The organism is Dyadobacter sp. CY312, assembly GCF_021390535.1.
Classification (GTDB): Bacteria; Bacteroidota; Bacteroidia; order Cytophagales; family Spirosomataceae; genus Dyadobacter.
Map to the genome: position 1 here is coordinate 400,498 of NZ_JAJUXG010000001.1, position 14,006 is coordinate 414,503.

At 41.8% G+C, this 14,006-nt stretch carries 14 protein-coding genes; 8 read left to right on the forward strand and 6 right to left on the reverse strand.

The window, feature by feature from the left end:
• Positions 1 to 91: 91 nt before the first annotated feature.
• On the reverse strand, positions 92 to 2,698 hold the full coding sequence (locus LZG71_RS01720; protein ID WP_233816358.1) for an ABC transporter permease: 2,607 nt from the start codon (positions 2,696 to 2,698) through the stop codon (positions 92 to 94).
• Positions 2,695 to 3,033: a PadR family transcriptional regulator gene (locus LZG71_RS01725; protein ID WP_233816359.1), complete on the reverse strand. Its 339-nt coding sequence runs from the start codon at positions 3,031 to 3,033 to the stop codon at positions 2,695 to 2,697. The genes LZG71_RS01720 and LZG71_RS01725 overlap by 4 nt, the downstream gene beginning before the upstream one ends.
• 333 nt (positions 3,034 to 3,366) lie before the next feature.
• On the opposite strand from LZG71_RS01725, the gene LZG71_RS01730 reads away from it, so the two are divergent.
• Both LZG71_RS01730 and LZG71_RS01735 read left to right on the forward strand, forming a co-directional pair.
• Positions 3,367 to 4,428 carry a helix-turn-helix domain-containing protein gene (locus tag LZG71_RS01730; protein WP_233816360.1) on the forward strand — a complete coding sequence of 354 codons (1,062 nt, stop codon included), beginning with the start codon at positions 3,367 to 3,369 and terminating at the stop codon, positions 4,426 to 4,428.
• 103 nt (positions 4,429 to 4,531) lie between these two features.
• Positions 4,532 to 6,046, forward strand: a complete 1,515-nt coding sequence (locus LZG71_RS01735) for a PQQ-dependent sugar dehydrogenase (RefSeq protein WP_233816361.1) — start codon at positions 4,532 to 4,534, stop codon at positions 6,044 to 6,046.
• A gap of 156 nt (positions 6,047 to 6,202) precedes the next feature.
• On the opposite strand, the gene LZG71_RS01740 is transcribed toward LZG71_RS01735, so the two are convergent.
• Both LZG71_RS01740 and LZG71_RS01745 read right to left on the reverse strand, forming a co-directional pair.
• Entirely contained in the window at positions 6,203 to 6,565 is a 363-nt protein-coding gene (locus LZG71_RS01740; protein ID WP_233816362.1) for a DUF2200 domain-containing protein, read from the reverse strand.
• Positions 6,566 to 6,593: 28 nt separating this feature from the next.
• A complete protein-coding gene (locus LZG71_RS01745) occupies positions 6,594 to 7,040 on the reverse strand; it encodes an SRPBCC family protein (RefSeq protein ID WP_233816363.1) in 447 nt (148 codons plus the stop codon).
• A gap of 242 nt (positions 7,041 to 7,282) precedes the next feature.
• Between LZG71_RS01745 and LZG71_RS01750 the strand changes: the two genes are divergently transcribed.
• Together LZG71_RS01750 and LZG71_RS01755 are read left to right on the forward strand one after the other, a co-directional pair.
• Positions 7,283 to 8,215, forward strand: coding sequence for an alpha/beta fold hydrolase (locus tag LZG71_RS01750; RefSeq protein ID WP_233816364.1), 933 nt, complete (start codon positions 7,283 to 7,285; stop codon positions 8,213 to 8,215).
• A gap of 97 nt (positions 8,216 to 8,312) precedes the next feature.
• Positions 8,313 to 8,465 carry a hypothetical protein gene (locus tag LZG71_RS01755; protein ID WP_233816365.1) on the forward strand — a complete coding sequence of 51 codons (153 nt, stop codon included), beginning with the start codon at positions 8,313 to 8,315 and terminating at the stop codon, positions 8,463 to 8,465.
• A gap of 170 nt (positions 8,466 to 8,635) precedes the next feature.
• On the opposite strand, the gene LZG71_RS01760 is transcribed toward LZG71_RS01755, so the two are convergent.
• On the reverse strand, positions 8,636 to 8,980 hold the full coding sequence (locus tag LZG71_RS01760) for a hypothetical protein (RefSeq protein ID WP_233816366.1): 345 nt from the start codon (positions 8,978 to 8,980) through the stop codon (positions 8,636 to 8,638).
• A 439-nt stretch (positions 8,981 to 9,419) separates the two neighbouring features.
• Here LZG71_RS01760 and LZG71_RS01765 point away from each other — a divergent pair, with 439 nt between their 5' ends.
• The 4 genes from LZG71_RS01765 to LZG71_RS01780 all read left to right on the forward strand — a co-directional run bounded on the left by LZG71_RS01765 (position 9,420) and on the right by LZG71_RS01780 (position 12,826).
• Positions 9,420 to 10,028, forward strand: coding sequence for an NAD(P)H-binding protein (locus LZG71_RS01765; protein WP_233816367.1), 609 nt, complete (start codon positions 9,420 to 9,422; stop codon positions 10,026 to 10,028).
• Positions 10,025 to 10,906: an AraC family transcriptional regulator gene (locus LZG71_RS01770; RefSeq protein WP_233816368.1), complete on the forward strand. Its 882-nt coding sequence runs from the start codon at positions 10,025 to 10,027 to the stop codon at positions 10,904 to 10,906. The genes LZG71_RS01765 and LZG71_RS01770 overlap by 4 nt, the downstream gene beginning before the upstream one ends.
• An 84-nt stretch (positions 10,907 to 10,990) precedes the next feature.
• The gene (locus LZG71_RS01775) at positions 10,991 to 11,968 is read left to right on the forward strand and encodes an aldo/keto reductase (RefSeq protein WP_233816369.1); all 978 of its coding nucleotides are present in this window, start codon (positions 10,991 to 10,993) and stop codon (positions 11,966 to 11,968) included.
• A 12-nt stretch (positions 11,969 to 11,980) separates the two neighbouring features.
• Entirely contained in the window at positions 11,981 to 12,826 is an 846-nt protein-coding gene (locus tag LZG71_RS01780) for an aldo/keto reductase (protein WP_233816370.1), read from the forward strand.
• 70 nt (positions 12,827 to 12,896) lie between these two features.
• Here LZG71_RS01780 and LZG71_RS01785 read toward each other — a convergent pair whose 3' ends face one another.
• Positions 12,897 to 13,964: an SDR family oxidoreductase gene (locus LZG71_RS01785; protein ID WP_233816372.1), complete on the reverse strand. Its 1,068-nt coding sequence runs from the start codon at positions 13,962 to 13,964 to the stop codon at positions 12,897 to 12,899.
• Between the last annotated feature and the right edge of the window lie 42 nt (positions 13,965 to 14,006).

Sequence of the window (14,006 nt, forward strand, 5' to 3'; positions counted from 1 at the left end):
ATCAGAAATCCAGAAATTTAACTGCCGGTAATAGGTTTTAAATCAAATAATAGAAAGCCCATTGCAAACCAAAGCTATTGTGCATGCCTATTTATTCTGCCCCCAAGCTCTTAACCGGATTCATCAATGCGGCTTTTATGCTTTGAAAACTCACAGTTAGCAATGCAATGGAAGCTGCCAGCATTCCGGCCAGGACGAATACCCACCAGTCGATGCTGGTTTGGTAGGCAAAGTCGGAAAGCCACCGGTTCATTGCATACCAGGAAATAGGGGAAGCGAGTGCGATCGCGATCAATATTAATTTGAGAAAATCCTGTGAAAGCAAAGCTACAACGCCCGTCACAGTAGCTCCCAGAACCTTGCGTACGCCAATCTCTTTTTTACGCTGTTCTGCCATAAACGCAGACAATCCGTATAGACCGAGGCACGAGATAAAAATGGCCAGACCTGCAAACAGATTAAATATATTTCCCATCTGTTCTTCACTGCGATAAAGGTTATCAAGATCCTTATCCAGAAAGCCGTAAGACAAGGGATATACGGAATTGAGCTCCTGGTTGATTTTTTCTAACGCAGCTATTGTAGCTTCGTTTTTACCAGCTTGTGTGCGAACGATCACCTTTCCGCCCCATTTGTTGAGTCTCAATATAAGTGGCTCAACTGCGTACTGTAAGGATTTGAAATGAAAATCTTTAACCACTCCCACGATCATACCCTTTTGTTCGCCGAAGGTTATATTCTGGCCAACTGCATTTTGAAGATTCATTCCCATTGTTTGCATTGCCTTTTCATTGATGACAAAATTGGAGCTGTCGCTGGAAAAAGATCGGGAAAAGCTACGTCCTGCCAGCAGATGGGTTTTAAATACGCTTGTGAAATTTTCGTCAACATCAATGGACGGAACAATCACCTCATTGCGCTTCGTTTGTCCAGCCCATTCGAGATCTACGGTTCCGGTTGTCAGGGTTGTTGGCAGGTCAGAAATGATTGAAAAATTTTCTGTCAGAGGATTTTGAGTCAGCGATTGTTTCAAAGCTTGTTGTTTACCCCACATTTCGCCGGTCATGTGTACGTATAGCAAATTCGATTTATCGAAACCCAGGTTTGTGCTCTTGATGAAATTCAATTGTTTGTACACAACTGCAGTGCCTACAAGCAGAACAATAGCAACTACAAATTGTGCTACGACCAAGCCGTTTCTAAACACAAGATTTGCTCCTGCAACTCTTAGTTTTCCTTTCAACACTTTCACGGGTGCGAAGCCCGACAGAAATAATGCGGGATAACTGCCAGATATCAGGCCAGTCAAAACTGCAATGCCAATGAGGCTCATCCACAGTTTATTGTCAAGCACGTGAATGGCCAGTTCCTTCTCAGTCAGCATTTTAAAAACCGGCAGGAGCACAACGACCATCAAAATGGCGATGAACAGTGAGATAAAAGAAAACACCAGAGATTCGCCCAAAAACTGAAATATCAGCTGATAACGTCCTGCACCAACAACTTTGCGCAAACCGACTTCTTTTGCCCGGCGTTCTGAGCGGGCTGTTGCCAGGTTCATGAAATTGATGCAAGCAACAACAAGAATGAATATGGCAACCACAAAGAATATATTGACATATTGAATATTGCCATGTCCCGGCAGATCAATCTGCAAATCTGAATGCAAATGGATTGCAGTTAATGGCTGTAAAACGAAGTCTACTTTCATGATCTGCCCGTGAGCCTTGTAAATTTCACCAATACGTTTGGTCATTTTGGTGAGGCCAGCATCCGAAACATCAACATTTTTTGCCAGTTTGAAATAGGTGTAAAAATTAAAATTTCCCCATGTATCGGTAATCAGATCCCGATCCGTGCGGGCTAGATTGGACAGTGGAATCAGAAAATCAAACTGCAAATGGGAATTGGAAGGTGCATTAGCGAGAACGCCTGCAACTGTGAAATTTTCATTGTTATTTCTCCGTATAATTTTTCCAATTGCATCCTCCTTGCCAAAATACTTTTCTGCAATTGCTTGGGTGATCAGTAACGCGTTTGGGTTTTTCAGGGCGGTGGTCACATCGCCTTTCAAAAGAGGGTAGGAAAACACCTGCAAGAAGTTAGAATCTGCAAAAAAAACATTCTTCTCTTCGAACTTCTTCTCCCCTGCTTCAAACAGACTCACTGCCTGCTTGCTAATTCGCACGCTGGCTTCAATCTGCGGCATTTGTTGCTGTAAACCATGCGCCATACCAACCGGTGTAACGGCAGCTTTAAAACCACCGGCGTCACAAGTCATCCGGAAAAGCCGATCGGCGTCCGCATTAAAACGATCGTAGCTTAACTCATTTTGAACCCAAAGCAGGATCAAAATGCTACATGCCATTCCAACCGACAAGCCGGAAATGTTGAGCAGTGAATATGCTTTTTGACGCACAATATTCCGCCAGGCAATTTTGACATAGTTTTTGAACATATCGAGATTCAGGATAAATGGTTGATCATAGGTTTCATTCACGTGCCGTTTTCGAACAAACGGTGGAAGGATCGAAATTACACTGATAATGTATCGCAGAATCGCATGAAATTTACCAGCTCTCTGGTACCAATAAACATACAACTCATCCAGGTCGCCTTCCACTTCCTCCAAAGTATTTTTGGGATGAAAGCAGTGGAGGAGTAGTTGCGCCCAGCGTGGAGGGGTAGGAGCATTCATAATTCACTGATATTTAAGGCGTTTTCAGGCATTACTTTCCAAAGTTTGTTGCGCAATTCCTGAATGTCTGTCAGTGCACGACTTCCCAATGCAGTAACCTTGAATAGCCTTTTACGTCTTCCTCCGCGTTCTGCCGTGGCGCCGCCCAGTTCGGACTTTACAAACCCTTTTTCTTCGAGGCGGATTAAAGTATTGTGGATGGCTCCAAAAGTGACGATCCGCCCTGTATGTTCTTCAATCTCCTGACTCACTGTAACTCCATAAGCTTCCCCGTCAAGAATGGCGATCATGAGTAAAACCAGCTCCTCAAATTCACCCAGGTATGTTCGGCGCATACTTTAAATGATTAGTTTATATTTTATAGTACAAATACGTGCCAATAATTTAAAGTTGCCAAAAATGTCTTGTGGTGCATTTGGGGCCTATTTCTCACAAAAAGACAATGTTCACAAAAGGACGTGAAGTGTTCGATATTGAACATCCAAATAAAAAAACCTGACCCGGACAGTGTTGTTATAAAACCGTTCAGCTAAGAACATTATAGTGCTTTACAACGGGCAGTACGTGCACCAGCACTTTAAGTTTTATGCCTCTGATTTCACATAAGATACATAGAGGCTATCTAAGATGATAACAACTCAGTATATTTGACTGGTAAAAGTTACAGCATGAGCCTTAGCCATAAAATATTATTCTTTCTTAGCCTGTTAGGCGCATTCAACGGCCTGGTTTTAGGTATTTATCTCCTCTTTTTTACTACCAAAAAGTATTTGTCCAATTATCTGTTGGGTGCACTATTATTGGTGATAAGTATCAGAATAGGCAAATCCGTTGCATACTTCTTTGATTACAATTTATCCAAAACATATCTGCAAGCCGGATTAACAGCCTGTTTTCTAATCGGTCCCTTTTTATATTTCTTTGTAAAATCCGAAGTACAGCAGGTAAGGAAAATGCCAAAATCCTGGGTGGTACAGATCTTTTCTTTGTTGTTGATTATCATTTTGGTTGGGATCGTTTACCCATATAAAAACTTTCCTTCACTTTGGGGGGAATATATTGTTCCCCTTATTTACCTGCAATGGGGTATATACATTGCATTTTCTGTGTTACTATTAATACCAATTCTTAAAAAATTAGCGCAACGGAAAAGTGTAAAACCCTTCGAAAAATGGGTTCTGACCATTTGTGGAGGGGTACTGCTACTTTTTATATCGTATGTTTGGGCAATTCTGAATATCACCAAAGGGAGTTATATCTCCGGCGCATTGTACTTCTCACTAATCCTTTATCTGGTTGTATTCACATTGCTTTATCGCAGGAAAACAGACGATTTGTCTTCTCTTTCCTCTCAGAAGTATGCAGACAAAAAATTAAATCCGGAAGACTCCCAAATGGTAATATCACGGTTGGAGAGAGCCATGACAGAGCGAGAGCTTTTCAAAAATCCTAATCTGAAACTGAATGACCTTGCCAAAGAAATCAATGTTTCGGGACATCAGTTATCACAGATACTGAACGATAATGTTGGTAAAAATTTCACTCTTTTCGTCAATGAATATCGGATAAATGAAGCCTGTAAAATGTTATCCGATGACAACATCTTAACGGTGGATGCTATTGGAGAAGAAGTTGGATTTAATTCCAAGTCGACTTTCTTTGCCGCTTTCAAGAAAATTAAAGAATTGACTCCCAGCACTTACAGGCAGTCTGTTACTCCTGATTTATAATTCCGTACTACTGAATTCCGGTTACTGAACCTGCATGATTAAAGTATAACTGACTTTTGGAAAACGAAAATTTTTCATTTTTCAAACTCAAAAAATACTTTAAATGAAAAGAGTCATCTTATTGTTAAGTCTTCTTATTACCCATTTCCCGACGTTTTCTCAGGATGCTCCCACTGAAAGGCAATTGATAGAAAATACCATTCAAGCATACTTTGACGGTTGGGCGACCGGAGATACCGTCAAACTAGGTAAGGCAATGCACGAATCCTGCCATTTAAAAAACTATCGGGATGGGAAATTCACTCTTTTTTCAAAAAGACAGTATCTGAATTTGTTCAAACCACACAAGAGACCGGCAAATCTGACCACAAGAATAGTGTCCGTTGATATTACGGACAACATGGGTAGTGCCAAAGTGGAAATCAGCACTGAAAAGGATCTGTTTACTGACTATTTCAACTTGATGAAAACCAATGACGGTTGGTTTATCGCTGACAAGGTGTCTACGCGGAAAACGCATAAAACGTTTGATGTGAATGCCATTAAAGCTGAAAAGGAAACGATTCTGGATGGGTTAAAACGTCCCTGGAGCATTGCTTTTATGTCAGAAGATGAAGTTTTAATTTCAGAAAAGGAGGGTGATCTGGTCAAATTCAACTTAGCAAAAAAGGAAAAAATAATCATTAAAGGTTTTCCGACGGATGTCGCGGATAGCATTGCATTTTACCATCCGGGCGACAATTCGGGCAAATTCGAAGTAGTACTTGACCCCGATTTCAAGAATAACAACTTTATTTATCTGTCGTACGCTATGCAAAACGCGAAAGGAAAAACGACGAAAATCATAAGAGCCAGACTCCAGAATGATTCCTTACAGCAGATTAAGGTTCTTTTTGTTGCCGAGCCGTACTCATTTGACCGTCATCATTATGGCGGAGGAATGGTATTCGGAAGCGACGGAAAACTCTACTTTACGATCGGAGAACGACTGTTTAGTGAAAAGAATGAACCTTCACTCCCGATTGCTCAAAATATTGAGGATAAAAGAGGGAAAATCTATCGCATCAATTCCGATGGATCGATCCCGGAAGACAACCCGAATTTTGGAGATAAGGCAGCCCGCGGTTTGTATGCCATGGGTATCAGAGCGGCACAGGGCTTAACGCTCAACACCACAACAAATAAAATCTGGTTTTCCGAACATGGGACACATCAGGGAGATGAAATCAATATCTTAAATGAGAAGGCGAATTATGGCTGGCCAATGAAAACCACAGGTAAATATCGTTTTGCTGAATTTGCGCCAAAACCCATTACAGAAAATGTTTATACAGATCCGGTTTGGTCCTGGTTACACACAGTAGCACCTACTGGTTTACACTTTTATTCAGGTAATGAGTTCGCGGCCTGGAAAGGAAACCTTATCGTCGGAGGACTTTCCAGGGGCAGTCTTTGGCGGATGGTTGTTGACGGCGAAACCATAAAAAGTGCCGAAGAGCTTTTTGCAGATGACCGACTGAGAATACGCAAAGTTGCGCAAAGTCCAATGGGCAAGCTCTATATACTTTCTGACGAGATGAATGGAAAACTGATAAGGCTGAAAAATGTGGCCTTATGAGCGAGATTAAATGGTTCAGACAGTATGGAAGGTTCCTCTTAAAATCCGGAAGATTTGGATATCGATATTTTTCTGCTTACCGTTAACATTTCGGTGGGCTGCACCTTTATTGGTCAGATAAGGGACAGGTGCAGCCCACCGCAATAATGCCGAGGACTACTCCCGCAAAATCTTCTCCATCTTTCTCCCTTTTGCCAGTTCATCCACGATCTTGTCCAGATAGCGTACTTTTTGGGTCAAAGAATTTTCAATTTCTTCTATGCGGTATCCACATATCAATCCTGTAATAAGATGTGCTTTTGAATTCAGGCTTGCATTCTGGAAAAAGGTTTCAAAATTTACCTTCTGATCGATCTGATCCTGCAATTGTTTTTCATCGAATCCTGTAAGCCATGTTATAACCTGATGTAGTTCTTCGATTGTCCGGCCTTTCTTCTCTACTTTTGTAACATAGTGAGGATATACCGATGAGAAGGTCATTTTTGCCATGCGTTCGTCGTGTACAGCGGTAGTGTTCATTGCTTTGAGACTGGTTTAAGATCCGGAATTATTCATTAATTACAGGTTCGACAAGTTTAACCAATTTTTCGAGACATTCCTGCCAGCCCAAATAGCAGCCATCCTGCGGAATTTGCTCCGGAATCCCTTCCTGAGTTATATTGATCTCCGTACCACTTGGCACTTCCTTGAACCTCACCGTAGTAATTATCTCGCCGGGAAGGTTTGGATCGTCAAATCGATCGGAATATCTGACTATTTCATCCGGCTTGATTTCCAGGTATGAACCACCAAATGATTCACTTCTTTCGGTAGTGAAGTTGTAAAATGACATTTTGAAACTTCCTCCCTGCCTGAAGTCCATTTCATGTACAATACATAAAAAACCGTACGGCGGACTCCAGTACGCCATTGCATCCTGATTCGAAAATGCTCTGAATACTTTTTTTACAGGCGCCTTTATTACTCTGTGCAAGTTTACTGTGCCAGTTGCCATCTTGATTTCTGTTTAACGGTTCAGGATTAATTCACAGATGATTAATACACTAAATTAAGGAAAGTTTTAGAATGATGAGCTGTAAAGCGGCGTCCGGTTTTTAGTGAACGTCGTCGGAAATATTAATCAAATCAGGATACGCGATAGATCCTTACTTCCGATTGTCGGTTTACAAAGCTTATATTCGCAAAATATTCAGGAGTAAAAGTCGATATCCGGCTTTGCATACCATAAAAACTTCAATGAAATTCAGTTTAACATTCCTTCTTTTGTTCCTGCTTGTTGGCAGCAACATATCAACTGCACAAAACTTATACTCGAAAGCATATGGCAATATGGACAACCCGGCGATAGTCTACATACATGGCGGGCCGCGTGGTAATGCGACTTTATTTGAAGGAACAACAGCGCAGACGCTGGCACAAAAGGGCTATTACGTGATCGTATACGACAGGAGGGGAGAAGGCCGGTCTGTTGACCAGGATGCCAAAGTCACTTTTAATGAAGCATTTTCGGATCTGAACAACCTGATAAAACAATATAATCTAACAAAAGTGAGTCTGCTCGGACACAGCTTTGGAGGTATTGTTTCGACCTTATACACACAAGCGTTTCCGGAGAAAGTCGAACGGTTGATGTTGATTGGCGCGCTATTCTCACAGCAAGAGTCGTATGATCACATTTTAAGCACCACGTTAAAAATGGCGACTGAAAAGAAAGACACGGCTACGATAAAAAAGATAGCGCAAATTAAAACTCTGGACAGGCAAGGTGCCGCATATAGAAAACAGACTTACGAAGTTGCGTCTCTCTTCAGATTTTTTACCATGCCGACAGCAACAGAAGAGTCAGAAAAAGTGAATAAACGCTACGAAACCAGCGGCTTTTCCAAATCCAACATCCGTAATGACAACGCTCCTTTGCTATTTTACAAAAATGAGTCGCTTGTCAATATTGATACAAAGCCTGTTTTGAAAAAAATCAAAAGTGCAGGTGTAAAACTGTCAGCTGTTTACGGTTTGCAGGACGGTATTTTTTCTGCTAAGCAGTTATCCGAATTAAAAGCAATCACCGGGGCGGCAAATTTTTTCACTATTGATAATTGTTCACATTATCCGTTTGTTGATCAGCAATCCCGTTTTGTAGAAATTGTAACTACAATCATGAATAAATAAAGCGCTCACTCCTGAATTAAATGTCCATTTAGTTTCCGGTCAGAATAAAATCCGCATTCTCTATCTTTGGCAGTGCCACTTTTCGTCGCCAATTACTATGAGAAGGATTTTGTCAGATATCTTCATTGTAACCGCTGTTGGCACGATAAGCCTGAAAGAAAAAGGTGGCTCAACCGCAGACTATTCCTACTGCGACATATGGGAATTCCGCGATGGTAAAATGCTTCGTTTGAAGGCGTTTGTGGTGTAAAAACCTAGTTTCATCAAATATAAATCTCTGCCATACACATCATTAAATCAACCTTCACTGTTGCCCGTTTGAGGGAACTGATTCAGATATTTCTGTCTCACAGATTTATTTTTTGAGACAAATTGTTTTTGTCCCATTGCAAGGGAAACGGATCTTGTTCGAACAAATACCTAAAGTTCAAAAGGGCTGGAATCAAGTTCACTGTACCTTTTATTAGCCAGACTGTCAAGCCATTTACTCTCTAGCTTATGAATAATAAATCCTAATGGATGTTTTCCTTCTGCTCCTTCGGCAACTCGGCCAATACTGCTAGCCGAGTCGGTCTTCAAAATAGTATAGTCATGATTCGTCAAGCTGTCAATGAATTTTAGGTCTTGCATGCTCAAAACAGGTTCGGTGAACCCGCTGTGATCCTGAGCAATTATTTCCTGGACAGCTTTGGAATTGTTATAGCTTTTTTTGAGAAACATTACAAAATATGTCAGTTTAAACTGATCCACATAGATATCTTTCATATCCTCCCTCTGAGGTTCTCTATTTTCCGTTTTACACCGCAGTAGAAATATAACTGAAACAAGTATCAGTAGATATTTGGATAAATTTAATGCTGACGACAGAGTTTTTTTCATGTTAGTTGCATGTAAGATGTTTAACGTTCCTTGCGGTTCTTCATTCAGAAATTCAGTGGCAACAAGAACTACTCACCATTATTTCTAATATACATTTTACCAAATCAACAGTGAGTATGTTTGCGTTTAGAGCCCCCCATAAATTTAGGATGAATAATTCGGTTAGCTCATTTTTTGTATGATACAGAGCTGTTTTTGTCACAACCATTTACAAAGCATCCAAGTATTCAAAAATGTTTGATTTCCTTACTATTCTGTTTGCAATTCGTTATTTCCATCAGGGAGCACGTTTTAATTTTGTAGCCTAACTAAACCTCATTTCTCAATGAAAAATGTAATCATACTTGGCGCAAGTGGTGGTATTGCCGGGCACGTTATTGATATTCTTGCTAATAAAAACGAAATCAACCTAACTTTGTTTTTGCGAAATAAAAGCAGACTCCGCAACAAGAATGTTGGCGCAAGTAAGATCATTGAAGGTGACGTACTCAAATACCAGCAACTGAAAGAAGCCATTGCGGGACAGGATATTGTTTATGTGAATCTGGCCGGAGAACTGGAACCGATGGCGGTCAACATTGTGAAAGCGATGCAGGAAACAGATGAGTATGGCGCATTGGAAAGCATTAAATCGAACCGAAAAATTATTTTTATCAGTTCAATTGGTATTTATGACTCTCCCCTAAAATCGGTACTGAAACCTTACCGCAAAGCCTCCGACGTCATTGAAGCATCGGATTTTGACTATACCATATTAAGACCTGCCTGGTTTACCAGTGTTGATGAAGTGGATTTTGAAACAACAGAAAAGGGCGAACCGGAACGAGGTTCGGTCATTTCTCAGAAAAGTCTGGCTGTGCTGATTACCAATGTTATAGAGGCTCCCGAAAAATACGTCCGCAAAAATCTGGGCATAAACAAACCACAATCATGAGTAACGACCTCATTTCCAAGCCATATGAATTTGCAACCAGCGATTTAAAGTTGAAAGGTTTCAAGGTGTACCAGGTCCAAAGCGGTGTAAATGCCGTACCGACTTACAATCGCAGGGACTTTTACAAAATTTGTCTGAATACCGGCAAAAATGTAATTCACTATGCTGACAGAGGTATAGAAACGGATGGCAGTATTCTGTTTTTCGGTAATCCGCGCATTCCATATTCCTGGGAAATTGTTTCGACTTCCTACAACGGTTACGCATGTGTTTTCACAGAGGATTTTCTCAGAAGCCGCATTCATGCTGAAAGTCTGCAACAGTCGCCTTTGTTCAGAATTGGCGGTACACCTGTTTTTCATCTGGATGAAAGTAAACGTGCGTTCATTACGACCATTTTTGAGAGGATGTTGGCAGAACAAGGGGAAGATTATGTATTTAAGGATGAGGTGATTTGCAATTACATAAACCTGATGATCCATGAAGCATTAAAAATGACGCCGTCGAAAGATTTCTTCACTCCCAAAAACGGATCGTCCCGGCTTACTTCCCTTTTTCTGGAATTACTGGAACGACAATTCCCGATTGAAAATCCAAATGAATCGTTACAATTAAAAACGGCGCAAGATTTTGCCAACGGGCTTTCGGTGCACGTAAACCACCTGAATCGTTCCGTAAAAGAAATCACAGGCAAACCCACAACCACGCATATTTCGGAAAGAATTATCAGCGAAGCCAAGGCACTTTTGCAGCATACGGATTGGAGCATTGGCGATATCGCACATGCGCTTGGATTTGATTACCCAACGTACTTCAACAATTATTTCAAACGCATCACAGGAACTGTCCCCAAATCGCTGCGTCTGAATCATGTTTGATTTTCATACTTTTCTGTTTGAAAGTCATTAAAAGCCGTCCTTCCTGTGCGCGAACTTTGCATTATCATTTAAAGATTAATAGCAATGAAAACACGCAAACTAGGAACGAGCGGATTGGAAGTTTCTGCATTAGGAATGGGCTGTATGAACCTGAGTTTTGGTACAGGACAAGCGGTAGACACAAAACAGGGAATTGAAGTGATACGCAAAGGATTCGAAAAAGGGATCACATTTTTTGATACCGCCGAAGCTTATGGACCATTGACCAACGAACTATTGGTGGGAGAGGCGTTGGCGCCGTTCCGGAAAGATGTTGTGATTGCGACCAAGTTTGGCATGATCTCCGAAACGGGAATTAACAGCCGACCAGCGCATATCCGTAAAGTGGTTGAAGAATCTCTAACAAGACTTCGGACAGATTATATCGACCTTTATTACCAACACCGGGTTGACCCTAATGTGCCAATTGAAGACGTGGCTGGTACATTGACGGAGCTCATCCAACAAGGAAAAATTCTGCATTACGGACTTTCAGAAGCGGGTGCCGAAACGATCCGTCGCGCCAATGCGGTACATCCTGTGGCAGCTGTACAAAATCAATATTCCGTCTGGACAAGAGAACCTGAGGAGAAAGTTTTACCTGTTTGTCAAGAACTTGGTATTGGTTTTGTACCATGGGGGCCGCTTGGTACGGGATTCCTAACAGGGAAAATTTCGGCGGATACCAAATTTGACGCTGCGACAGACTTACGCGCAAATTTCCCGCGTTTTACGCCCGAAGCCATGAAAGCCAATATGCCTGTGGTTCAGATGCTTGCCAGCATCGCAAACAAAAAAGGGATTACCGTGGTGCAGGTTGCACTTGGCTGGCTGTTGGCACAAAAAGACTGGATCGTACCGATTCCCGGTATGGATAAAATAGAATACATCGAAGACAATATCAAGGCCGCTGACCTGGAACTGACCAGCGAAGACTTGCAGGAAATAGATTCAGAAATGTCAAAAATCAATGTGCAAGGCGCAAGACTGGATGAAGGTTTGCTGTCTTTGTCGGAACAATAATTATAAAAAATCATGAAAAATATAACATTAAACAACGGTATTGAGATGCCGATTTTGGGCTTAGGTGTATACCAGGTACCTGATTACGATGAATGTAAAAAAACGGTATTGGATGCCATCGAGGTAGGTTATCGATCCATTGATACTGCTGCGGCTTATCAAAATGAGGAAGCCGTGGGTTCAGCAATTCAGCATAGTGGTGTAGCAAGGGAAGATTTGTTTGTGACAACCAAACTCTGGATCTCCGATGCAGGTTATGAAAAAACGCTGAAAGCTTTTGCGCTTTCACTGAAGAATTTGCAGCTGGATTATCTGGACCTTTATCTGATTCATCAGCCCTACGGAGATGTGCACGGTTCGTGGCGAGCGATGGAAGAACTTTATGCCCAAGGCAAGGTTCGGGCAATAGGCTTAAGTAATTTTCATCCGGATAGGGTGATGGATATCATTGTCAACAATAATATTGTCCCGGCAGTCAATCAAATTGAAGCCCACCCGTTTTACCAACGTACCGAAGATCAGCAAGTTCTTAACGAAAACGGAGTACAAATTGAATCCTGGGCCTCATTTGCGGAAGGAAGAAATGATCTGTTTACCAATGAAATTCTTACTTCAATTGGCGAGAAGTATGATAAATCTGTGGCTCAGGTCGTGCTGCGTTGGCTCATACAAAGGGACGTTGTAGTAATTCCCAAATCTGTAAAAAAAGAACGTCTTGTAGAAAATATAGATGTTTTTGACTTTGGGCTAACGCAGGATGATATGTTGACGATCCAAGCTTTGGATACTAAGGAAAGCTTGTTTTTCAGTCACCGAGATCCTGCAATCATCAAATGGTTTTCGACCCTGGTGAGGTAATTAATGAAAATCAGAGGATTGCGAATTGAAAGCAAAAAAACTTATCCTTTGCTTTCAATTCGCAATGTTTTTACGGAATCAAATTCTCTGACCGTAATTTCTTAAATAAGTCAAAGAAAGAATCACGGGTGTCCTGATATGCCGTAAATCCAAGCTTGCGGCTTTTAGACATGTCTGTCATCACTTCCAAAGGACGGCCCAGGTCAAGATCGGTATGCCAGGCAGAAGCCAGGCGATCAATTTCAGATTCTTTGAGATTGTATTTAACAGCGATTTCTTTCCAGGATTCAGCATCTGCGGCCATTTCCACTTCCAAGGGATGGATTTCGCCATCAAAACCAGCAGGTTCAACCTCAAACCAATCGGCTATTTGCTTCCATAACCATTTCCAGCGAAACAGGTCTCCGTTTGCAATGTTGAACGCTTCATTTTGCGCAGCTTCGGTTGTTGCTGCCCAAATCATCTGTTCGGCCAATATCCGGGCATCCGTCACATCAGATAATCCATGCCACTGTTCGGCTGATCCGGGGAAACGGAATGGTCTGCCGGTTTTCTTGCAAATGGATGCGTAAACTGCCAGCGTTGTGCCTATGTTCATCAGGTTTCCAACTGCCTTACCAATCACCGAATGCGGCCTGTGAATACTCCATGTGAAGCCGTCCCGTTCAGCAGCTGTGTAGACTTCGTCTTCCTGAGCGTAATAGAAATTTTCAAGATCCAGACGTGGATGTTCCTCGCGGACGGGTGTTTCAGGCAATGTGCCTGCCTTTGCATATGCATCAAACGGCCCCAGATAATGTTTCAGCCCTGTTACAAGTGCCACATGCTGAACCGAATTTTTAGCGGACAAAACATGCAGCAAGTTCCGCACCATGGCACCATTTACCCGGATATTCTCAGCTTCCGTGTCATTGCGCATCCAGGTTGTAAAAAACACATGTGTTGGTTCAATTGCCGCAAGTTTTGTTACCAGATCGTCGGGATTAAGCAGGTCCGCGGATACAGTGATCAGACCATCAATACTATCATTCGGATTGCGGGAAAGGCCATACGTAGTCCAGCCTTTCTCAACCAGTTTTTCTGCCAGGTTACTACCGGTGATACCAGTTGCTCCAACGACTAATGCGATATTTTTCATTATTTTGATTTTTAGTGATTCAATCTGAACCAGATTCTTGCA

Excerpts from the sequence above, each read along its gene's own strand:
- LZG71_RS01735 (WP_233816361.1), top strand. The coding sequence starts at position 4,532 with ATGAAAAGAGTCATCTTATTGTTAAGTCTTCTTATTACCCATTTCCCG.
- LZG71_RS01760 (WP_233816366.1), bottom strand. The coding sequence starts at position 8,980 with ATGAAAGATATCTATGTGGATCAGTTTAAACTGACATATTTTGTAATG.
- LZG71_RS01720 (WP_233816358.1), bottom strand. The coding sequence starts at position 2,698 with ATGAATGCTCCTACCCCTCCACGCTGGGCGCAACTACTCCTCCACTGC.
- LZG71_RS01765 (WP_233816367.1), top strand. The coding sequence starts at position 9,420 with ATGAAAAATGTAATCATACTTGGCGCAAGTGGTGGTATTGCCGGGCAC.
- LZG71_RS01725 (WP_233816359.1), bottom strand. The coding sequence starts at position 3,033 with ATGCGCCGAACATACCTGGGTGAATTTGAGGAGCTGGTTTTACTCATG.
- LZG71_RS01750 (WP_233816364.1), top strand. The coding sequence starts at position 7,283 with ATGAAATTCAGTTTAACATTCCTTCTTTTGTTCCTGCTTGTTGGCAGC.
- LZG71_RS01780 (WP_233816370.1), top strand. The coding sequence starts at position 11,981 with ATGAAAAATATAACATTAAACAACGGTATTGAGATGCCGATTTTGGGC.
- LZG71_RS01755 (WP_233816365.1), top strand. The coding sequence starts at position 8,313 with ATGAGAAGGATTTTGTCAGATATCTTCATTGTAACCGCTGTTGGCACG.
- LZG71_RS01775 (WP_233816369.1), top strand. The coding sequence starts at position 10,991 with ATGAAAACACGCAAACTAGGAACGAGCGGATTGGAAGTTTCTGCATTA.
- LZG71_RS01740 (WP_233816362.1), bottom strand. The coding sequence starts at position 6,565 with ATGAACACTACCGCTGTACACGACGAACGCATGGCAAAAATGACCTTC.
- LZG71_RS01785 (WP_233816372.1), bottom strand. The coding sequence starts at position 13,964 with ATGAAAAATATCGCATTAGTCGTTGGAGCAACTGGTATCACCGGTAGT.
- LZG71_RS01745 (WP_233816363.1), bottom strand. The coding sequence starts at position 7,040 with ATGGCAACTGGCACAGTAAACTTGCACAGAGTAATAAAGGCGCCTGTA.
- LZG71_RS01770 (WP_233816368.1), top strand. The coding sequence starts at position 10,025 with ATGAGTAACGACCTCATTTCCAAGCCATATGAATTTGCAACCAGCGAT.
- LZG71_RS01730 (WP_233816360.1), top strand. The coding sequence starts at position 3,367 with ATGAGCCTTAGCCATAAAATATTATTCTTTCTTAGCCTGTTAGGCGCA.